The sequence below is a fragment of the Stutzerimonas stutzeri genome (assembly GCF_024448985.1).
Taxonomy (GTDB): domain Bacteria; phylum Pseudomonadota; class Gammaproteobacteria; order Pseudomonadales; family Pseudomonadaceae; genus Stutzerimonas; species Stutzerimonas stutzeri_AP.
On the sequence record NZ_JAMOII010000009.1, the window covers coordinates 66,400 to 88,065 of the forward strand.

Genomic DNA, 21,666 nt, shown 5'->3' on the forward strand with positions numbered 1-21,666 from the left:
CAAACGCCTGCCATCCGGGCAAGGGGCGCAATTCTAGAGAAGCCCGCCCAACCACGCAAGGCGCTTTGGTGATTATTTAACCAGCCAGGCTCAGCCGCGCGCAGTGCTTATTCGTTCGGCCCGAATGCTCTCGAGCAGCGTTCTGACCTGATGAATGTCATAGGGCTTGAGCATGGTGCGCAGATTGTCCAGCCCTTCTTCACGGGCATTGATGGCGTATCCGGAGGCGATCACGACGCTCAGCGCGGCATCGCGCGACCGCGCCTGACGCACCAGTTCGATACCGCTCATGCCTGCCAACCCCACATCGGTCAGCAACACATCGAAGCGACGTTGTTCCAGCATTTCCAGCGCCGCCTCCGCCGATTCGCAGGGGCTGACCTGGTGCCCGAGCTCCTCCATCACCTCGCCGGTGAGCATGCGCAACGTGGGATCGTCCTCGACGAAGAGAATGTTCAAACCTGCAGCCTGCTCCGGAATCGGCTCGGCGATGCCGACGCTGGATGCCGACGCTGGGCTGTGCACTTGATCGCCGCCCGACTCGCCCTCTTCAATACCCTCGGCAGCGGCCCTCGGCAGATAAACCCGCACGGTTGTGCCTTTGCCCTCTTCGCCTTCCAGCACAACAAAGCCCCCGCTCTGCCGAACGAAGCCATACACCATACTCAGACCGAGCCCCGACGCATTGGCGTCCTGGCGCGTGGTGAAGAAGGGCTCGAAGGCGCGCGCCAGCACCTCGGGACGCATGCCCTCGCCTTCGTCGATCACGCTCAACTCCACGTAAGCCCCGGCAGCGACACCAGGCTGATCGGCCAGCTGCGCGGCACCCAGCGAACGGTTGCGCAGCTGTATGGACAGCGCACCGCCACCGGCCATCGCATCACGTGCGTTGACCGCAAGATTGAGAATGGCGGCCTGCAGATTGCCGACATCGGCGAAAACCGACCAAAGATCCGACTGGATATCGACCTTCACCTGCACAGCCCGCCCCAGCGCGCCGTTCAACAACTCGCTCATCTGCTCCAGCAGTTCACCCAGATCGATCGACTGCGGCTGAAGCGGCTGACGGCTGGCAAACGCGAGCAGCTGGGAAGCCAGACGTGCTCCTTTTTCCACGCCGCCAACCGCCGATTCCAAACGCCGCTGCGCCGTCTCGTCGCCGCTCAGATTGCGGCGCAGCAACTGCAAATTTCCACCGATGATCTGCAGCATGTTGTTGAAGTCATGGGCGATGCCGCCGGTCAGCTTTCCGACCGCTTCGAGCTTCTGCGCCTGCATCAGCGCCGCCTCTGCTACCCGGCGCTCGGACTCACTATGCAACAGCTCACGCGTTCGCTCGCGAACCAGCTCTTCGAGATGTTCGCGGTGCTCTCGCAGCTCTTGCTGGCTGCGATGCTGCTCGGTCACGTCGCTGCCCTGCACAAAAATGCCAGATGTCCGCCCATCACGCCCGATGATCGGCTGGAAGACCAGATCGAGGTAGACCTCCTCGGGCTCGACACCGGGACGGCGCTGCAAAAGTGCCCGCATCCCCGTGCCGCGGTACGGCTCACCCGTGCGATAAACCTGATCGAGCAAATCGATGAAACCCTGCTCCGCCAGCTCGGGCACGCCGTCAGTCACGCGCTTGCCGATCAAATGACGGTTACCGGTGACTTGTTGATAGGCCTCATTGACCATCTCGTACACGTGCTCCGGTCCGCGCAGGAAGCAGACGAAACCGGGAACTTGCGCGAACAGCTGGCGCAACTGGTTGCCTTCGTCCTGGATCAGCCCAGCACGGGACATAATCGCCGCCCCGATCTGCTGCCACGACGGCCCCCAGCTTTCGGCCGAGCGCAGCGAAGCCTTCATCGTCTGCATCTCGGTGATATCCATGGTGTGCTGCAGAATCGCGATCACCTCGCCCCGCTCATCCAACAGGGGCGTGTGCGTCGCACTCCAGTAACGGTCTTCGTAGGCCGCCCCGCTATCAGCGCTCACGGCGATCGAGTAGCGAATGATCGGCAGCGTATCCACAGCGCCAGTGCGGAGCACACGGGCAAACGATTCCAGCAGCTCCTCGACATGGGTCGTTTCCGGCGCTTGCGGATCAGCGGCGAACGCGTCGTGTATGCGGCGCCCGACGATGTCGTCCAGCTCGCGCGCGGTTAGCTTCAGGTATGCCTCGTTGGCATCCAGGATGGTCAACTCGCGATCAAGCAATAAATAAGCGTTCGGAGAAGCCCTGAACAATGCCTCGAAAGGCGGGCGCTGCGGCATATAACCTCCATGATGCGCGCTTGACTTGGCCGCTAACGACAGCGGCCATCATGCACGACCAAACCAATAGTCGACCAGAAACGGGCTAATGACCGTTACAGGAGCGATCCGTTTCGCGATGAACGGCAACGCGGCGGGAGCTTGTCAGCCAGCCTTTACCCTGCCGAACGACGCTGGCGTAGCGCCTCGAACAGACAGACGCCCGTGGCGACCGACACATTGAGACTGCTAACGCTTCCAGCCATCGGCAGGCGGACCAGGAAGTCACAGTGCTCGCGCGTCAGACGGCGCATGCCTTTGCCTTCCGCGCCCATCACCAGAACGATAGGACCACTGAGATCCTGATCGTAGATCTCCTGCTCGGCTTCTCCCGCCGTACCGACCACCCACAAGCCACGTTGCTGCAGCTTTTCTAGCGTCCGCGCCAGATTGGTCACAGCCACCAGCGGAATGACTTCCGCCGCACCGCAAGCCACCTTGCGCACCGTGGCGTTAAGGGTTGCGGATTTGTCCTTGGGAATGATCACCGCCAGCGCGCCGGCCGCGTCGGCGGTGCGCAGGCAGGCACCGAGGTTGTGAGGGTCGGTTACACCGTCGAGCACGAGCAGCAACGGCGCGCCCTCGGCCCGGTCCAGCAACTCTTCGAGCATGGCATCGCCCCAGACCTGACTGGGGCTGACATCAGCAACCACGCCCTGATGCACGCCTTCGACCCAAGCATCCATTTCACGACGCTCGCACTGACCGACGCGGACTTTCGATTGCGCAGCCAATTGAACCAGCGTCTGTACTCGAGGATCGTCGCGCCCCTCGGCCAGCCAGACCTGCTTGACCCGCTTCGGATGGTGACGAAGCAAAGCCTCCACGGCGTGCAGGCCGTAGATCTTTTCAAGATCACTCATGACTTGGCCTTACGCTTTCGCGGGGCACCGCCTTCAGCCTTAGCGGACGGCTTGCTGCCAACCTTGGGCTTCGAGGCGCTGCGTTTGGGCTTGCTCGCGGTCGACTTGCCTCCTTTCGCATCCGCGAGCAGCGCCTTCTTTACTTCCCGGCTCTTGCGAACCTCTGCGCTGACCGGCTCCCCGCCTTTGGCGGAACTTTCGGTGCCTTTTCGGCCGCGCCCTGTCTTACGGCTATCACCTTTGTCACCAGCCGAGCCACGTTCGCCCGCGCCAGCTTTGCTGCCGCCGCTAATTAGTTCGAAGTCGATCTTGCGCTCATCGAGATCGACACGCATCACCCGCACTTCGACGCTATCACCCAAGCGGAAACTCCGCCCACTGCGCTCACCTGACAGCCGATGGTGCAACGGATCGAAATGGTAGTAATCACCCGGCATTGCGGTGACGTGAACCAATCCTTCCACGTAAATATCAGTCAGCTCGACGAACAAGCCGAATCCGGTCACTGCGGTAATCACGCCGGGGAAGGTTTCGCCGACGCGATCCTTCATGAATTCGCACTTGAGCCAGTTCACCACATCCCGCGTCGCCTCGTCGGCGCGCCGTTCGGCCATCGAGCACTGCTCACCGAGCTGCTCCAACGCAGCCTCATCATAGGGATAGATGCGCGCCTTCGGCATGCTGGTCGCGCCCTCGCGACGCACATGCTCCGTATCTCGACGCGAGCGGATCACGCTGCGGATCGCACGGTGAATCAACAGATCCGGATAGCGGCGGATGGGCGATGTGAAGTGCGCATAGGCCTCGTAATTCAGACCGAAATGACCGTTGTTATCCGGGCTGTAAACCGCCTGACTCAACGACCGCAGCATTACCGTCTGGATCACATTGAAATCGGGCCGCCCCTGAATCCGCTCCAGCAGCGCCTGATAATCTTTGGGCGTTGGCCCTTCCTTGCCCTTGTGCAGCGTCAGCCCCAGCTCGCCGAGAAAGGCCCGCAGCTTTTCCTGACGCTCCAATGGCGGCCCGTCGTGGACACGATACAGACCGGGAATGTCATGATCTTGGAGAAAGCGCGCCGTGGCCACGTTGGCGCACAGCATGCATTCCTCGATCAGCTTGTGCGCATCGTTGCGCTCGGTAGGCGTAATAGCCGCGATCTTGCGCTCCGCCCCGAAGACAATGCGCGTTTCCTGAGTTTCGAAATCGATCGCACCACGCGCGTGGCGCGCCTTGAGCAACACCTTGTACAGCGCGTGGAGCTGCTTGAGATGCGGCAATACTTGCGCGTACTCGCCAGACAATCGCTTGCCTTCGGCCGAGGAAGGCTGCTCAAGCATGCTGCTGACCTTGTTATACGTCAGCCGCGCATGGGAGTGGATAACCGCTTCGTAAAACTGGTAATCGGTCATTTTCCCTGATTTGTTCAGGGTGATTTCGCAGACCATGGCCAGCCGATCGACGTGCGGATTGAGCGAGCAGAGACCGTTGGATAGCTCCTCCGGGAGCATCGGCACGACCCGCTCGGGGAAGTACACCGACGTGCCCCGCAGTTCGGCCTCCTTGTCCAGCGCCGATCCGACTTTCACATAATGCGATACGTCTGCAATCGCGACGTACAGCCGGAAACCGCCAGAAAACAGCTTCCAGCCACTCAGCTTCTCGCAATAGACCGCATCGTCGAAGTCACGAGCGTCTTCGCCATCGATGGTGACGAAAGGCAGATGCCGCAGATCGACACGTTTCTGCTTGTCCTTTTCCTCGACTTCAGACCTGAGCTTGGCCGCTTCACGCTTCACCGCATCCGGCCAGACGTAGGGGATATCGAAACTGCGCAGCGCAACGTCGATTTCCATGCCTGGGGCCATGTAATTGCCGATTACCTCAATTACGTCGCCCTGGGGCTGGAAGCGCTGAGTCGGCCAGTGGGTGATCTTGATCTCGACGAACTGGCCCGGCTTGGCATCCATTGAGCGGCCGGGTGTCACCAGCACTTCCTGCTGAATTTTTGGGTTGTCGGCCATGACGAAACCGATGCCGCTTTCTTCCTGGTAACGCCCGACGATGGTTTCATGCGCGCGACTGATCACCTCGACGATCGCACCTTCGCGCCGCCCGCGGCGATCGAGTCCGGCAACCCGAGCCAGGCAGCGGTCGCCATCGAATACCAGACGCATTTGCGCAGGGCTCAGAAACAAGTCGTCGCTTTTATCGTCGGGAATCAGAAAACCGAAACCGTCGCGATGACCACTGACGCGCCCGCAAACCAGGTCAAGCTTGTCCACCGGGGCATAAGTGCCACGCCGGGTATAGATCAATTGACCGTCACGCTCCATCGCACGCAAGCGGCGGCGTAGAGCTTCGATATCGTCTTCGGAGGATAATCCGAACTCTTCCACCAACTCCTCACGCGCCGCTGGCGAGCCGCGCTCGCTCAGGTGCTGGAGAATCAGCTCGCGGCTGGGAATAGGGTTTTCGTACTTTTCCGCTTCACGCGCGGCCTCGGGATCGAGGGATTGCCAATCGGCCATTAAGAGATGTCACCTTTCATTCATTTTTAGAGGCAGAACGCCCCTATCTATTGAAGCGCGAAACGCATGCCGGCGGCAGCTTTCGAGCGAATTATTTTTCCTGGGCGGGGCTTTACAAGGCATAACCTCGCCCGTATAGTTCGCGCCCACAATGTCTGGTAGACGTTGTAACACGGAAACGATGAAGTATCATCGTTTGCAGTGCCCAGGTGGCGGAATTGGTAGACGCACTAGGTTCAGGTCCTAGCGGTGGCAACACCGTGGAAGTTCGAGTCTTCTCCTGGGCACCACTTATTCGATGAAGCTTTTGCCTCGGCAAGAATTTCATAATCACGAGGTTTGTCGGCCTCGACCAGCAATCGACAGAAGTCGATGAGTAATCATCGCAACGTGCCCAGGTGGCGGAATTGGTAGACGCACTAGGTTCAGGTCCTAGCGATGGCAACATCGTGGAAGTTCGAGTCTTCTCCTGGGCACCACTCTTCAGAAAAAACCGAGCCATTGGCTCGGTTTTTTCGTTTCCGCTACGGCAAATCCGATAGCGCCCCAACAATGCTGATCGCATCGCCCCGGCATCCCGAGATGCTCAGCGCGACTTAAGCAAAAATGGAAAGACCGCCCTGAGGCGGTCTTTTATCATCAGCCGCGATCAGGCGTAAGGATGACGCAGCACGATGGTCTCGTTGCGATCCGGCCCGGTTGAGATGATATCGATTGGCGCCTCGACCAACTCCTCCAGACGCTTGATGTAAGCGCGGGCGTTAGCCGGCAGCGCATCGAGCGACTTGGCTCCGACGGTGGATTCGGCCCAGCCCGGCATTTCTTCATAGACCGGCTGCAGACCCTGGTAGCTATCCGCGTCGGTCGGCGCATCGACGAGCACGTCGCCATTGCGATCCTTGTAGGCAACGCAGATACGGATGGATTCCAGCCCGTCGAGCACATCCAGCTTGGTCAGACAGATACCCGATACACTATTGATCTCGATGGCACGACGCAGCACCACGGCATCGAACCAGCCACAGCGACGAGCACGACCGGTGGTAGAACCGAACTCGTGACCGCGCTCGGCCAGGCGCGCACCGGTCTCGTCGAACAACTCGGTAGGGAACGGACCGGAACCGACCCGCGTCGTGTAGGCCTTGGTGATGCCCAGGATGTAGTCCAGATACAGCGGACCGAAACCGGAACCGGTGGCTGTGCCACCAGCGGTGGTGCTGGAACTGGTGACATACGGATAGGTGCCGTGGTCGATGTCCAGCAACGAGCCCTGAGCACCTTCGAACATGATGCGCGCGCCCTGCTTGCGCAGCTCATGCAGGCGAGCCGACACGTCGGTCATCATCGGCTTGAGAATCTCAGCGTAACCCAGCGCCTCATCCAGCGTTTTCTGGAAGTCGACAGGCTCGACCTTATAGAAATTCTGCAAAATGAAATTGTGGTACTCGAGCAGCTCACGCAGCTTGACGGTAAAGCGCTCAGGATTGAACAGATCGCCGATGCGCAAGCCGCGACGCGCGACTTTGTCTTCGTAGGCCGGCCCGATGCCACGGCCCGTCGTACCGATCTTGCCTTCGGAACGCGCCGCCTCGCGCGCCTGATCCAGCGCCACGTGATACGGAAGGATCAGGGTACAGGCCGGACTGATGCGCAGGCGTTCACGCACCGGCACACCCTTCTCTTCCAGCTTGGTGATCTCACGCATCAACGCGTCCGGCGCCACGACCACGCCGTTGCCAATCAGACACTCCACGTTTTCACGCAGAATGCCGGACGGGATTAGGTGCAGCACAGTTTTTTCACCATCAATAACCAGCGTGTGACCGGCATTGTGGCCGCCCTGGAAGCGGACTACAGCCGCCGCCTGATCGGTCAGCAGATCGACGATCTTGCCCTTGCCCTCATCACCCCACTGGGTGCCCAGGACCACGACATTCTTACCCATAAACCTTTGTCCTCTTGGCGAAGCATTACCGGTCACGACCGGCGAATTCTGGAAACCAGCCTGGCGCTTACGATCCAGCCCGCATCAGCGGGTCAGCGGCGTTACGGTCCAGGACCCCTCTTGCAACACTAGCTGCCGGTCGCAGCCAACACTTAGCGCCGCATCGTCCTGCTGTCCATCTAGAGCCTGCACTACACGCTCGCCCTGGGCGCGCAGCCGACAGATCGACTTCCATAACGCCGGGTCGGTGTCATAGGGCGCCCAGATACCGACTGTGGGGGACGCTAATTCGGCATTACCGAGGCTGACCAAGGTTTTCAGATCCGTCGAGAAACCGGTCGCCGGACGCGCCCGCCCAAAATCCGCACCGATGTCGTCATAACGACCACCCTGCGCGATCGACTGCCCAACGCCGGGCACGAACACCGCGAATACGACGCCGGTGTGATAGTGATAGCCGCGCAATTCGCCCAGATCGAAATACAACGGCAGATTGGGATACCGCACTGCCAGCTGTTCAGCAATCTGAATCAATCCATCGAGCGCTTCTCGCACTGCCGACGGAGCGTCAGCCAGAACGACTTTCGCCGCATCCAGCGTCTCGCGCCCGCCGCAAAGCCGTGCCAGTGCGCGCAGCATGCTCGCCAGCGACGGCTCAACGTTGGCGGTCAAGGCCGCAATCTCATCCATCGCCTTACGCTGCAATGCGTCGAACAGGCGCTGCTCGGCATCTCCCGACAAACCTGCCGCACGCGCCAACCCGCGATAAATGCCTACATGGCCGAGATCCATGTGCAGATCAGGCACACTGGCGAGACCAAGGGTCTCCAGCATGAGGCTAATCACTTCGAGATCGCTTGAGGTGCTGCTGTCGCCATAAAGCTCGGCGCCCAGCTGGATCGGACTACGCGACGTCGCGAGCGCCTGAGGCTTGGCGTGCAGCACGCTGCCGGCGTAGCACAGGCGACTGGGACCCTCCCGACGCAACGTATGCGCGTCAACCCGCGCCACCTGTGGGGTAATATCCGCACGCAGGCCCATCTGCCTGCCGGACAAGGGATCGATGACTTTGAATGTCTTCAGATCCAGATCCTGCCCCGCTCCCGTCAGCAGCGACTCGAGAAACTCCACATGTGGAGTGATGACCAACTCGTAACCCCAGCACTGGAACAGGTCCAGCACACGGCGCCTTGCGGTTTCGATACGCGCCGCATCGGGCGGCAGCACCTCTTCGATGCCATCTGGCAGTAGCCAGCGGTCTACCGTTGCCATTTCGCCAATCACCTCTCGATACGGCAAGCCTAGTCAAGCAGACGAACACCGGGGCTCCGGCCTGGGCCACCCATCGGTCGCGTGCGATTGTGTTCGAACCATGGCAACAGCGCCACGCCCCATAAGGGGATCGGCATGGCTGGCCACGCCCGGATCGGTCTGTTCCACCAGGGCGCAGACGCAAAAAAGCCGGGTTTTTCCCGGCTCGCGGATCATAACAATGTTTCGCCAATGGGTCACCCGGTGGACGGCATCGTCCAGCCGGATGACCCTTGCGGTCATTGTGCCGTAGCGGACTCCAGGTAGCGGAAGAAGTCGCTATTGGGATCCAGCACCAGCACATCTTCCTTACTGGCAAAGCTGTCCCGGTAGGCCTGCAGACTGCGGTGGAAGGAATAGAATTCCCGGTCCTGTCCGTACGCAGCAGCATAGATAGCGGCCGCCTGCGCGTCACCATCACCACGCAACTCTTCAGCCTCACGGAATGCCTCGGCCAGCAGGACGCGCCGCTGCCGGTCGGCATCCGCGCGGATACCCTCGGCCAGCTCTTTACCTTTTGCCCTGTGCTCACGCGCTTCACGCTCCCGCTCGGAGCTCATACGCTCGAACACGCTGCGATTCACTTCGCGCGGGAGGTCGATGCCCTTGACACGAACATCGACGACTTCGATTCCGAGTTCCTGCTGCGCGGCTCGGTTCAGACTATTGGTCACAACGGCCATCAGCTCATCACGCTGACCCGACACCGACTCGTGCAGGGTCCGCTTACCGAACTGGTCTCGTAGCGAGGCTTCCAGCCGGCGCGCGAGGCGCTCGTCCGCGATCTGCTTCATACCCGACGTCGCGGTATAGAAGCGCTCGGCATCATCCACACGCCACTTGGCGTAGGAATCAACCATCAGCGCCTTCTTTTCCAGCGTGAGGAAACGCGAGGTGGAAGTATCGAGCGTCATCAACCGCCCGTCGAATTTGCGAACACTGTTCACGTACGGAATCTTGAGATGCAGACCCGGCTTCACGTCGGGCTCGACGATACGACCGAAGCGCAGCATCACCGCACGCTCTGTCTGCGAGACGATGTAGAAGCTGTTCCAAACGACGATCGCCAGCACCACACCCACAATCAGGGCGGTCAGGGATTTATTGCTCATTAGCGGACCTCCCTTGTACGCACTTCACGCGGATCCAGTTCCGGAGGCATTCGCGTAGTCTGAGTCGAAGCGCCCGAAACGGATGCCGCAGCAGAACGCTCGGCAGAAGCGCCACGACTGTTGATCATCTTGTCCAGCGGTAGGTAAAGCAGATTGTTCTGCCCACTCTCACCGGTCACGAGAACCTTACTGGTGTTACTCAGGACTTCCTGGATGGTTTCCAGATACAGACGTTCACGCGTCACGTCAGGAGCCTTGCGGTATTCGGCAACCAGTTTGGAGAAGCGATCCGCCTCACCCTGGGCACGGGATATCACTGCATCGCGATAACCGCTCGCCTCTTCCAGCATGCGCTGGGCCTGACCACGCGCTTCGGGAATGACGCCGTTGGCGTAGGACTCGGCCTGATTCTTCTCGCGCTGCTCGTCTTCACGCGCACGAATCACGTCATCGAAGGCTTCCTGCACTTCACGCGGCGCTGCCGCACTCTGAAGGTTGACCTGAGTGACGATGATGCCGGTGCCATAGTTGTCGAGGAAGCGCTGTAGCCGTTCTTCGACCTCGTTCGCCATGGCCTCACGACCCTCGGTCAATACCTGATCCATCGCTGTGGAGCCTACGACATGGCGAACCGCACTATCGGTCGCATGTTGCAGCGAGGCTTCTGGATCTTCGACGTTGAGTACGAAGGCTTGCAGGTCGCTGATCTTGTATTGCACCGTTAGCGGCACTTCGATGATGTTCTCGTCCTCGGTCAACATCTGCCCTTGCTTGCTATAAGAACGCTCGCGAGTGACGTTAGCCTGGAACTTGCGATCGAACGGCGGGAAATAGATATTCAGGCCGGGACCGACAGTTTCGTGATATTTGCCGAAGCGCAGCACCACGGCCTGCTCCTGCTCATCGACGATGTAGATCGCATTGGACAACCAGACGGCCAGCAGCACGACCAAGCCGATCCAGAGCAGCGCGAAACCGCCACGCCGACCACTGCCGCCACCCGACGAGCCGCCGCTGCCGCGCTTCTTTTTGCCGAACATGCCGTTGAGGCTGTCCTGTAATTTGCGGAAAGCCTCATCCAGATCCGGCGGACCTTTCTGATCGCCACCACCGCGACGACCACCGCCACCGCTACCCCAGGGATCCTGGTTGTTCGAGTTGCCACCCGGCTCATTCCAAGCCATAGCGCTCTCCATTCAAATAAAGCTAAAGGCGCGCCAACGGCGCGCCCGCCAATGCTACCGAAAGCCCGGAACGAACGGCTTAAAAGCCCCCCGAGCTTTATTGCAAAGTGTGTTGTTCGAAGAACAGTTCCGCTTCGAGACCCGCGCGACTGATGAGACGATGCAGCTCGACACGCTGCAATCTCACGTCGAGTAGACTACCGCCCTCATCGTCATGGGATTCGGATTGCACTGCGCCCAAGTCAAACAACTGCGCCCGTAGCCGCCCAAGATTTTGCGGAAGCCGAAGCGTTCCCACGAACAGATCGTCGCCCAGCAATTCGGCCACAGCCTGCTTCAACAGGTCGAGCCCAAGCCCCTGCTGCGCCGATACCCAAACGCGCTGCGGCACACCGTCTGCGTTGCGCTGGATCTGCGGCTCGATACCCTCCAGCAGATCCACCTTGTTGTAGACCTCCAGTATCGGCAGCTCGTGAGCACCGATCTCGGTCAGCACCGCCAACACCTGCTCGATCTGCTGATCGCGCTCAGGCTCATGCGCATCGATGACATGCAGCAGTAGATCAGCATTGCTGGACTCTTCGAGGGTGGCGCGAAAGGATTCGACCAGTTTGTGCGGCAAATGACGAATGAAACCCACCGTATCGGCGAGCACCACCGGCCCTAGATCATCCAACTCCAGACGACGCAAGGTCGGATCAAGCGTCGCGAACAGCTGATTGGCTGCGTAGACGTCGGCTTCGGTCAACGCGTTGAATAACGTGGACTTGCCGGCGTTGGTGTAGCCCACCAGAGAGATCAGAGGAATGTCGGCACGGCGACGCCCTCGGCGAGCCTGCTCACGCTGGCCCCGAACCTTCTCCAGCCGCTGTTTGATCTGGCGAACCCGCACACGCAACAGCCGCCGGTCCGTTTCCAACTGGGTTTCACCAGGGCCACGCAGACCGATACCGCCCTTCTGCCGCTCAAGGTGAGTCCAGCCACGTACCAGACGAGTACTCATGTATTCCAGCTGGGCCAGCTCGACCTGCAGCTTGCCTTCATGCGTACGCGCACGCTGAGCAAAGATATCCAGAATCAAACCGGTTCGATCGAGCACACGGCATTCCAGGGCACGCTCGAGATTGCGTTCCTGACTGGGAGTAAGTGTGTGATTGAAAATGACCAGCTCGACCTCGCCATCCTTGACGAGGTCACGCAGCTCTTCGACTTTGCCGCTGCCAATCAGAAATTTGGCGGACGGCTGGTGCCTTGCCACATTGACGAAGCCAACAGCTTCAGCGCCAGCTGACCGTGCCAGCTCCTGAAACTCCTGAGGATCTTCACGCGCCGCTGGATCCTGACCATCCAGATGAACCAGGATAGCCCGCTCACCACCACCGGGACGTTCGAAGAACAAAGAAGGCCCCCCTTAGTCGTTACCCGAGTCGGACTGCTCCGCGTCGCCAGCGGCTGGCAAGCGCACCGGACGGCCTGGAACGACGGTCGAAATGGCGTGCTTATAGACCATCTGGCTGACCGTATTTTTCAAGAGGATGACGAACTGGTCGAATGACTCGATCTGCCCCTGGAGCTTGATGCCGTTGACCAGGTAGATAGAAACCGGAACGCGCTCCTTACGCAGTGTGTTGAGGTAAGGGTCTTGTAGCGAATGCCCTTTTGACATGTGCCGCACTCCTTAAAGGATCTTTTCATTAATTTTTAGAATCGAACACGGCTGGCCAGTGATGTGAGGATAGCCGGTCAAATTACAGTGTCAGCTCAATATGGTGAGCCTCTCCAAGTATTTCAATGCTCGCGGCAGATTGTCGCAGGCCGAACTCTCCAACCAATGAACGCCCTCCCAGCCACGCAACCAAGTGAACTGCCGCTTGGCCAGCTGCCGGGTTGCGATGACACCGCGTTGAACCATCTCATCGCGCGAATACGAGCCGTCCAGGTAGCTCCAGACCTGGCGATAGCCTACGGCACGCATGGAGGGTAGCTCAGGATGCAGATCGTCGCGCCTACGAAGCATTTCGACCTCTTCGACAAAGCCCTGTTCAACCATCGCGACGAAGCGTTGCTCGATACGCTGATGCAAGACCTGCCGCTGCGTAGGCGCGACGGACAACTGGGCGACAGTATAGGGCAAGACGCCGCCGTCTGGCGTGCCCGCTCCGGCTTTTTGCGACCTTTGTCGGGCACGGTGTTCGGACATGCTAATGCCGCTGACTCTGAAGACCTCCAAAGCCCTGACCAGCCGCTGGGGGTCGTTGGGGTGAATTCGAGCCGCGGACTCCGGGTCGACCTCGGCTAACTGCCGATGCAGCGCCGCCAGGCCCTCTAGCTGTGCCTGCGCTTCCAACTCAGCACGTACAGCAGAATTGGCAGCAGGCATATCGGCGAGGCCCTCGCTCAACGCCTTGAAGTAGAGCATGGTCCCGCCAACCAGCAACGGGATACGCCCTGCCGCAGTACTTTCCGCCATCGCAGCCAGCGCATCGCCTACGAAGTCCGCGGCCGAGTAGCTCTGCGTCGGGTCGCGGATATCGATCAGCCGATGCGGAAACTCTCGAAGCACTTCGGCCGAAGGTTTGGCGGTGCCGATGTCCATCCCACGATATACCAAGGCCGAATCGACACTGATCAGATCGCAGGGCAGCACACGCGCTAGCTCCAGCGCCAGATCGGTCTTGCCGGCAGCTGTAGGACCCATGAGAAAGATGGCGGGGGGTAACGGGGGCATCGGTGAATCCATTAACAGAAAGCTGGAAGCTGGAAGCTGGAAGCTGGAAGCTGGAAGCTGGAAGCTGGAAGCTGGAAGCGAATCAGTCTGCGGACGCGGCCAGACTTTGCGAAGCTCTTACTTCCAGCTTCGGGCTTTCAGCTTCAAGCTCATATCCGCTAGCGCCCACGCAAAAACAGCTTGTCCAGCTCTCCCATGCCCAGCTGCGTCCAGGTCGGCCGGCCATGATTGCATTGACCGCTGCGCTCGGTCTGCTCCATGTCACGCAGCAGACCATTCATTTCCGGCAGGGTCAGGCGTCGATTCGCACGCACCGCACCGTGGCAGGCCATGGTGCCGAGGAGTTCGTTGAGATGAGCCTGAATACGATCGCTGGTGCCATATTCGAGCAGGTCGGCGAGCACGTCCTGCACCAGCCGCGTGGCTTCGGCCTGCTTGAGCAGGGACGGAATCTGACGAATCGCCAGACTCTCGGGACCAAGCCGCTGCAGTTCGAAACCGAGCATTTGGAACCAGTGTGCATGCTCTTCGGCACAGTCCGCCTCACGCTGGCTGACGGCAATCGATTCGGGTACCAGCAACGGCTGGCCTCGCAGCCCTTCACTGGCCATCGCCGTCTTGAGCCGCTCATACATGATTCGCTCATGGGCAGCATGCATATCTACAAGCACCAGCCCAAGAGCATTTTCCGCAAGGATATAGATACCCTTGAGCTGGGCCAACGCATAGCCGAGCGGCGGGGCGTCATCCTGGCTCTCCGGCAAGGGCGCAGGGCTCACGTCGGCCAGCGGCGAAAAAAACTCACGATAGGCGCCCTGTGCTTCCGCGACATTGCCGGTCGGCATTGGCCGAGGCGCCTGGTAGCCAGCTCCCGCTCCGCGCCAGGGCGGTTGTTGAGTTTGTGGCTGTTCGAGGACGCTGGCAGCGAGGCTCATCTCGTTCTGCCCGGCAAACTCGCCCGCAGCGAGGCCAGTGACCTGACTCATCGGCGTCACGCTGGCCGGCGCGGCCAGTTGATCCTCTGGACGTACATCTCCGAGCGCACGGTGCAGCGTGCCGTACAGGAAGTCGTGCACCATGCGGTTATCGCGGAAGCGTACCTCGTGCTTGGTCGGGTGGACGTTGACGTCCACCACGGCCGGATCGACATCGAGGAACAGCACGAAAGTCGGATGGCGCCCATTGAACAGCACATCCCGGTACGCCTGACGCACCGCATGTGCGACCAGCTTGTCGCGCACCATGCGCCCGTTCACGTAGAAATACTGCAGATCCGCCTGGCTGCGGGAAAACGTCGGCAGACCGACCCAACCCCAAAGATGCAAACCGTTGCGCTCGATTTCCACCGGCAGCGCCTGCTCGAGAAAAGCCGGACCGCACACCGAGGCCACACGCCGCGCCCGCGACGCAGCATCGCTGGCCTGATGCAGGGCGAGTACGACCTTTCCGTTGTGCCGCAGATGAAACGCTACATCGAAACGTGCCAGCGCCAGCCGCTTGATCACTTCCTGCAAATGATCGAATTCAGTTTTCTCGGTGCGTAGAAACTTGCGTCGTGCCGGCGTGTTGAAGAAAAGATCACGCACTTCGACCGAGGTACCAACCGGATGCGCCGCAGGCTGAACGCGAGCCTCCATGTCCCGGCCTTCGGTTTCGACCTGCCAGGCCTCAGCGGCATCGGCGGTGCGCGAGGTGAGCGTCAGACGCGACACCGAACTGATCGACGCCAGCGCCTCGCCGCGGAAACCCAGGCTCATAACACGCTCGAGGTCTTCCAGGTCGCGGATCTTGCTAGTCGCATGCCGAGCCAGGGCCAGCGGCAGATCATCGGCGGGAATGCCGCAGCCATCGTCACGCACGCGCAGCAGCTTCACCCCACCCTGCTCGACATCCACCTCGATACGCGTGGCGCCCGAATCGAGGCTGTTCTCCAACAATTCCTTGATGACCGACGCGGGCCGTTCGACCACTTCCCCAGCGGCGATCTGGTTCGCCAGCCGCGGGCTAAGCAGCTGGATGCGCGCAGCTTCGGTCATGGCTGCGATGCCAGGGTCGTAGCGGGAATGTTCAGAGTCTGTCCAACCTTGATTACGTCGCCTTTCAGGCCGTTGGCACTGCGCAGCGCGGGCAAGCTGATCTGATAACGCTGAGCAAGCAAGGCCAGGCTTTCACCGGAGCGCACCACATGCTCACGGGGAACACTGGCAATCTTGCCGGAGTCCCTCAGCCAGGCGACATAGGTGCCAGGCGGCGGGTTTTCGTGGAAGAACTGCCGCACACCGCTGTGAATCGAGCGAGCCAGCGACTGCTGGTGGGAAGCGGTTTGTAATTTGCGTGCTTCGGACGGGTTGGAGATGAAGCCAGTCTCCACCAGGATCGACGGTATATCCGGCGACTTCAGCACCATGAAACCGGCCTGCTCCACTCGACTCTTGTGCAGGCGCGTGATCCGGCCCATGTTGCTCAGCACCTTCTGCCCCACGTTCAGACTGGACGCCAGCGACGCCGTCATGGACAGATCCAGCAACACGCCGGCAAGCATCTGGTCCTCGCCAAGGTTGACGCTGCCGGCACCGCCGATCAGGTCGGAGCGGTTCTCACTATCCGCCAGCCACCGTGCAGTTTCCGAGGTAGCGCCGCGGTCGGACAGAGCAAACACCGAGGCCCCATAAGCGGACGAGCGCGGCGCCGCGTCGGCGTGTATCGAAACGAACAGATCCGCGCCCTTCTTGCGGGCGATTTCGGTACGTTTGCGCAATGGAATGAAGTAATCACCGGTTCGGACCAGCTCGGCGCGGAAGCCCTTTTCGGCATTGATCTGGCGCTGCAGCTCTTTTGAAATTTGCAGTACCACGTTCTTTTCGTACGCCTTGCCCGGGCCGATCGCGCCTGGGTCCTCACCACCATGGCCAGCATCGATGGCGATAATGATGTCACGCTTGCTACTGGGCAGCGGTGGCAGTTTCAGCGCAGGCAGGGTTGGTGATACGGGCGCGGCAGGCGTGCTCGGCGTGGTCGTTGCTGGAATATCCGCCGTGGTGGACGGATCGGCACCCTCATCGTACAGATCGACCACGAGCCGATGACCGTATTGCTGATTCGGCGTCAGGGTGAAACTCTTGGGCGTGACCTGGGCGGAGAGATCGATTACCACGCGCAACGTATCGGCATCGAACTTGGCCGCACGCAGCCCGGAAATCGGCGTATTTTTCAGCGCAAGCTGCTCGAACGGCTTGGGTAGATTGCCACCATCGACGTCGATAACGATGCGATCCGGCGCCGTCAGGGTAAACACGTTGTGCTGTACCGGACCGGAAAGATCGAACACCAGACGCGTATTGTCCGGCGCACGCCAGAGCCGCACGCTTTGCACATCGGACGCAGCCAGGGCCTGTACGGCCGCGAGCATCAATACCAAACCACTCACCAGCGCGCGCATGCGCATACCCAACCCCATGTTGTTCATTGTTCACCGATGGTCAGGATGGAACACCAGCTTTCACCACGCTCGCCTCGTGGCGTCAGGCGCAGCAACCGGCCGGCGCCCTGGGGCGTAATGGTAATGTCCAGGTCGGCCTTTGGCAAAATGCCGGCGCCACGTTCTGGCCACTCTATAAGGCACAGCGCGTCCCCTTCGAAATAGTCACGAATGCCGAGAAATTCCAGTTCTTCCGGATCGACGAGCCGGTACAGATCGAAGTGAAAGACCCGCGCAGCCGGTGTTTCGTAGGGCTCGACCAGGGTAAAGGTTGGACTCTTGACCTTGCCTTGATGGCCGAAACCACGAATCAGCCCGCGCGATAGCGTCGTCTTGCCCGCACCGAGGTCACCGTGCAGATAGATCACGCCCCGACCGCCGGTCGTCTGGGCGATGCGTGCGCCGAGCACCAGCATCGCCTCTTCGTCTGCAGCAAACAGCGTCACGTCCGGCATGGCGAGCACTCCTCGAGTAACTGGCGGATGGCAGGAATCAGATCGGCGGCAGCCAGCCCGCGCCCTTGCTTGCCGAGACGCTCGCCAGCTACTGCGTGCAGCCACACGGCGAGGCAGGCCGCACCGAACGGCGCGAGCCCCTGGACCAACAGAGCTCCAGCGAGGCCCGCCAGAACATCGCCAAGCCCCGCGCTGGCCATGGCCGGATGGCCGCGATCACACAGCGCCAGTCGTCCATCAGAGTGCGCGATCAGCGTTCCCGCCCCCTTGAGCAACACGGTGCAACCGTAGCGGCTCGCCAGCATTCGGGCCGCCGCGGGACGATCAGCCTGAACGTCACCAACCGTGATACCCAACAACCGCGCAGCCTCGCCCGGGTGCGGCGTCAGCAGGCAATCGCTCGGCAGCTCGACCGCGCCTGCCGCCAGCAGATTCAGTGCATCAGCATCCCATACCTGAGGTACGCGACACTGCGGCGCCAGCGACAGCAAACTGCGCCCCCACGGCGCCTGCCCCAGACCCGGACCGATCACCAGCACATCGGCGCGCTGGGTCAGTGCAGTCAACGCATAGGTAGACTCCACGCCACTGCACATGATTTCCGGACGCCGCACCAGCGATGCCGTCACGTGCTCGGGCCGCGTCGCCAAGGTCACCATGCCGGCACCGCAACGCAGCGCCGCTTCGGCACTGAGCAATGCCGCGCCGCCAGTGCCCAGATCGCCTCCTATCACCAGCACCTGACCGAAGCTGCCCTTGTGCGCCGTCGGCTTGCGAGGCGCCAAGGTCGGAAGGTTCGCCGCACACAGGCGCTCTATGCCGGGTTGGACTTGATCAACGATGGCCCCGTCGACCTGCAAGTCGTCGAATACCAGCTCACCGACCCGATCCGGCCCCTCGCCCGTGAACAGTCCGACCTTCAGGCCGATAAAGGACACCGTGAGGTCCGCCGTCACCGCCTCCCCCAGCACGCGCCCGGTATCGGCACAGAGGCCGGACGGCAGGTCGACAGCGAGAACCGGCTGACGACTATTGTTCATAGCACGAATGGCACTGGCGTACGGCTCGCGAACCTCTCCGGAGACCCCAGTGCCCAGCAGCGCATCGACCAGCACACCTTGCAGGCTTGCCTCCGGCGTCCATGGCAGCATGGTGACGCCAGCCTCCCGGGCCACAGCGAAAGCCTGAGCGGCATCACCTTGAAGCTGCTGCGGATCACCCACCGCGAGCACCTGAACCTGACGACCACCACGCTGCGCCAAGGCAGCGATCAGGTAGCCGTCACCGGCATTGTTGCCACGTCCAGCCATCACGGTGATCCACTGCTCGTCAGGCCAACGCCGACGCAACGAACGCCAGGCAGCGTGGGCAGCGCGCTGCATCAGTTCGAAACCGGGTGTACCTGCGGCGATCAGACGTGCGTCGATCTCTCGCACCTGGGCGGCAGTATATAAAGAGGTGGGCAAGGTATCGGTGGTCTGAGACATGAATCACCCGAACGAATATCTGGCAGAATTATACGCATGCGCCACCCGGCCCGCCCGCGGATGCATCGAGTTTCACCGCAGCCGCTCAAGCGCAACGGGCGCCAGCCGATGCATTCACCACCCTTTCCTATACCGCGCCGAACCAAACGCCCCCCATACGCGACGAAGTCTCGAAGACCTTATCCAATGTCCAACCAAACCCTCGACCCCGCCGCTCTCGCCCAATCCATCAAGGAATGGGGACGCGAGCTGGGCTTTCAGCAGGTCGGCATCACTGGTGTCGACCTGGCCGAGCATGAGGCGCATCTGCAGCGCTGGCTCGCCGAGGGCTACCAGGGCGAGATGGATTACATGGCCGCCCACGGCAACAAGCGCTCACGGCCCGACGAACTGGTGCCCGGCACCCTACGCGTAATCTCGTTGCGCATGGATTACTTGCCCGGCGACACGCGCATGAGCCAGCGTCTGGCCGAGTCGGAAAAGGCCTACGTCTCGCGCTACGCCCTTGGCCGCGACTACCACAAGCTGATCCGCAAACGAATCCAACAACTGGCCGAGCGTATCCAGCAAGTAGTCGGCCCGTTCGGCTTCCGCGCCTTCGTCGACAGCGCGCCGGTGCTGGAAAAAGCCGCGGCGCAGCAGGCAGGACTCGGCTGGATTGGCAAGAACACCCTGCTGCTCAACCGCAAGGCCGGTAGCTGGTTCTTCCTCGGCGAGCTGTTCGTCGATATCGACCTGCCCGTCGACGAGCCCGTTACCAGTCAGCATTGCGGCAGTTGCCAAGCCTGCCTGGACATTTGCCCCACCGAGGCCTTCGTAGGCGAACGGATACTGGATGCGCGGCGCTGCATTTCCTACCTGACCATCGAACTGAAAGGCCCGATCCCGGTGGAATTGCGCAGCAAGGTCGGCAACCGCGTGTTCGGCTGCGACGATTGCCAGATCGTCTGCCCTTGGAATCGTTTCGCCAAACCGACCGAACAAACCGACTTCCAGCCGCGCCACAGCCTGGACAATGCCGAGTTGGCGGCGCTATTCCGCTGGGGCGAAGACGAATTTCTCAGCCGCACCGAAGGCTCGCCGTTGCGCCGCGCCGGTTACGAGCGCTGGTTGCGCAACCTGGCGGTCGGGCTGGGCAATGCACCGTCGAGCATTCCGGTGCTGGAAGCCTTGCAAGCCCGCCGTGACGATCCCTCGGAGCTGGTGCGTGAGCATGTGGAATGGGCACTGGCTCAGCACGGCAACCGTCTAGAGCCCACCGCTCACGCCCAATCCGACGCCGAGCTCCGCCGCCACGGCGAAGGGCAATAACAGCGTATCGAGCAGCAGACTGGCCGGCAGATCCAGAGCGGCATGTTTCGGCGCGGTGGCACCGAAGCGCTCGTGAGGACAGCAGCCGCCGTTGAGGCTGTACCAGTCGAGGCGCGTACCGGAATAGATGATCGGCGCGCCGGGCTTGGCCGCATCGAGGGTGCGGACCGTGGCGCAGCCAGATAGCAGAAGGACGGCAAGCAGAGTCGACCCGAGGGTAGCCTTGTGTTTCACCTGCAGCTCCTGAATATGGGTATCGCTGCGAACAATGCCATCCTCGGCGCGCTTCACTCGTCGCTGACGAAATGGTGCTCACCCCAACGCGGCAGCATGTCCTGGGGAATCTGCAGCAGATTGAGGATGCGCGCGACGACGAAATCCACCAGGTCGTCGAGGGTCTGCGGCTGGTGGTAGAAGCCGGGCGAAGCCGGCAGGATCACCGCACCCAGATTCGACAGCTTGAGCATGTTCTCCAGGTGGATGCTCGAATACGGCGCCTCGCGTGGCACGAGAATGAGTTGGCGGCGCTCTTTGAGGGTGACGTCCGCCGCGCGTTCGATCAGGTTGTTGCAGGCGCCTGTGGCGATAGCTGACAGCGTGCCGGTGGAACAGGGCACCACCACCATCGCCGTCGGTGCGCCGGAGCCGGAAGCCGGCGGCGCCATCCAATCTTCCTTGGCGAATACCCGGATCTGCCCCGCCGCCGCGCCGGTGTATTCGGAAAGAAACGCCTGCATGGCCTGGGGTTTGGCCGGCAGTACTACGTCGGTTTCGGTGGCCATCACCAGTTGCGCGGCCTTGGAGATCAGGAAGTGCACCTCGCGGTCTTCCTGGATCAGGCAATCAAGCAGGCGTAAGCCGTATTGCGCGCCGGATGCGCCGGTCATTGCCAGGGTGATGCGTTCCGGTCCGTTCATTCGTTGCTTATCCTATTGCGTGGTCTTTTCGGTGGGCTGGGTA

Annotated in this window: 17 protein-coding genes and 2 tRNA genes; 3 read left to right on the forward strand and 16 right to left on the reverse strand. The window is 61.1% G+C overall.

Annotation, left to right across the window (positions count from 1 at the left end; translation table 11 throughout):
- Nucleotides 1-90: 90 nt before the first annotated feature.
- The 3 genes from NA647_RS12020 to rnr all read right to left on the reverse strand — a co-directional run bounded on the left by NA647_RS12020 (nt 91) and on the right by rnr (nt 5,695).
- On the reverse strand, nt 91-2,262 hold the full coding sequence (locus NA647_RS12020) for a hybrid sensor histidine kinase/response regulator (RefSeq protein WP_256057904.1): 2,172 nt from the start codon (nt 2,260-2,262) through the stop codon (nt 91-93).
- Nucleotides 2,263-2,417: 155 nt separating this feature from the next.
- On the reverse strand, nt 2,418-3,164 hold the full coding sequence (gene rlmB / locus NA647_RS12025) for a 23S rRNA (guanosine(2251)-2'-O)-methyltransferase RlmB (protein ID WP_256057905.1): 747 nt from the start codon (nt 3,162-3,164) through the stop codon (nt 2,418-2,420).
- The gene (gene rnr / locus NA647_RS12030) at nt 3,161-5,695 is read right to left on the reverse strand and encodes a ribonuclease R (protein ID WP_256057906.1); all 2,535 of its coding nucleotides are present in this window, start codon (nt 5,693-5,695) and stop codon (nt 3,161-3,163) included. Before rnr ends, rlmB begins: the two co-directional genes overlap by 4 nt.
- A gap of 203 nt (nt 5,696-5,898) precedes the next feature.
- On the opposite strand from rnr, the gene NA647_RS12035 reads away from it, so the two are divergent.
- Together NA647_RS12035 and NA647_RS12040 are read left to right on the forward strand one after the other, a co-directional pair.
- Nucleotides 5,899-5,985, forward strand: a tRNA-Leu gene (locus NA647_RS12035).
- A 102-nt stretch (nt 5,986-6,087) separates the two neighbouring features.
- Nucleotides 6,088-6,174: transfer RNA gene (locus NA647_RS12040), tRNA-Leu, on the forward strand.
- 170 nt (nt 6,175-6,344) lie between these two features.
- Here the strand turns inward: NA647_RS12040 and NA647_RS12045 are convergent.
- The 11 genes from NA647_RS12045 to NA647_RS12095 all read right to left on the reverse strand — a co-directional run bounded on the left by NA647_RS12045 (nt 6,345) and on the right by NA647_RS12095 (nt 19,395).
- A complete protein-coding gene (locus NA647_RS12045; protein ID WP_256057907.1) occupies nt 6,345-7,640 on the reverse strand; it encodes an adenylosuccinate synthase in 1,296 nt (431 codons plus the stop codon).
- Nucleotides 7,641-7,724: 84 nt separating this feature from the next.
- The gene (locus NA647_RS12050) at nt 7,725-8,912 is read right to left on the reverse strand and encodes an ATP phosphoribosyltransferase regulatory subunit (protein ID WP_256057908.1); all 1,188 of its coding nucleotides are present in this window, start codon (nt 8,910-8,912) and stop codon (nt 7,725-7,727) included.
- A gap of 278 nt (nt 8,913-9,190) precedes the next feature.
- A complete protein-coding gene (gene hflC / locus NA647_RS12055) occupies nt 9,191-10,063 on the reverse strand; it encodes a protease modulator HflC (protein ID WP_256057909.1) in 873 nt (290 codons plus the stop codon).
- A complete protein-coding gene (gene hflK, locus NA647_RS12060) occupies nt 10,063-11,247 on the reverse strand; it encodes an FtsH protease activity modulator HflK (protein ID WP_256057910.1) in 1,185 nt (394 codons plus the stop codon). Before hflK ends, hflC begins: the two co-directional genes overlap by 1 nt.
- Nucleotides 11,248-11,344: 97 nt before the next feature.
- A complete protein-coding gene (gene hflX / locus NA647_RS12065) occupies nt 11,345-12,646 on the reverse strand; it encodes a ribosome rescue GTPase HflX (protein ID WP_131649783.1) in 1,302 nt (433 codons plus the stop codon).
- 12 nt (nt 12,647-12,658) lie between these two features.
- Nucleotides 12,659-12,913, reverse strand: a complete 255-nt coding sequence (gene hfq / locus NA647_RS12070) for an RNA chaperone Hfq (protein ID WP_256057911.1) — start codon at nt 12,911-12,913, stop codon at nt 12,659-12,661.
- Between the two features lie 90 nt (nt 12,914-13,003).
- Nucleotides 13,004-13,975 (reverse strand): tRNA (adenosine(37)-N6)-dimethylallyltransferase MiaA, encoded by a 972-nt coding sequence (gene miaA / locus NA647_RS12075; RefSeq protein WP_256057912.1) that lies wholly within the window; start codon nt 13,973-13,975, stop codon nt 13,004-13,006.
- A 158-nt stretch (nt 13,976-14,133) separates the two neighbouring features.
- On the reverse strand, nt 14,134-16,011 hold the full coding sequence (gene mutL / locus NA647_RS12080; protein WP_256057913.1) for a DNA mismatch repair endonuclease MutL: 1,878 nt from the start codon (nt 16,009-16,011) through the stop codon (nt 14,134-14,136).
- Nucleotides 16,008-17,420 carry an N-acetylmuramoyl-L-alanine amidase gene (locus tag NA647_RS12085; protein WP_272889669.1) on the reverse strand — a complete coding sequence of 471 codons (1,413 nt, stop codon included), beginning with the start codon at nt 17,418-17,420 and terminating at the stop codon, nt 16,008-16,010. The genes mutL and NA647_RS12085 overlap by 4 nt, the downstream gene beginning before the upstream one ends.
- Nucleotides 17,421-17,437: 17 nt before the next feature.
- Entirely contained in the window at nt 17,438-17,908 is a 471-nt protein-coding gene (tsaE, locus tag NA647_RS12090) for a tRNA (adenosine(37)-N6)-threonylcarbamoyltransferase complex ATPase subunit type 1 TsaE (RefSeq protein WP_256057914.1), read from the reverse strand.
- Nucleotides 17,896-19,395, reverse strand: a complete 1,500-nt coding sequence (locus NA647_RS12095; RefSeq protein ID WP_256057915.1) for an NAD(P)H-hydrate dehydratase — start codon at nt 19,393-19,395, stop codon at nt 17,896-17,898. The genes tsaE and NA647_RS12095 overlap by 13 nt, the downstream gene beginning before the upstream one ends.
- A 186-nt stretch (nt 19,396-19,581) precedes the next feature.
- On the opposite strand from NA647_RS12095, the gene queG reads away from it, so the two are divergent.
- The gene (gene queG / locus NA647_RS12100) at nt 19,582-20,706 is read left to right on the forward strand and encodes a tRNA epoxyqueuosine(34) reductase QueG (protein ID WP_256057916.1); all 1,125 of its coding nucleotides are present in this window, start codon (nt 19,582-19,584) and stop codon (nt 20,704-20,706) included.
- Here queG and NA647_RS12105 read toward each other — a convergent pair.
- Entirely contained in the window at nt 20,644-20,940 is a 297-nt protein-coding gene (locus NA647_RS12105) for a YceK/YidQ family lipoprotein (protein ID WP_256057917.1), read from the reverse strand. The genes queG and NA647_RS12105 overlap by 63 nt on opposite strands.
- A 53-nt stretch (nt 20,941-20,993) precedes the next feature.
- Entirely contained in the window at nt 20,994-21,623 is a 630-nt protein-coding gene (ubiX, locus tag NA647_RS12110) for a flavin prenyltransferase UbiX (protein WP_256057918.1), read from the reverse strand.
- Nucleotides 21,624-21,666: the final 43 nt, after the last annotated feature.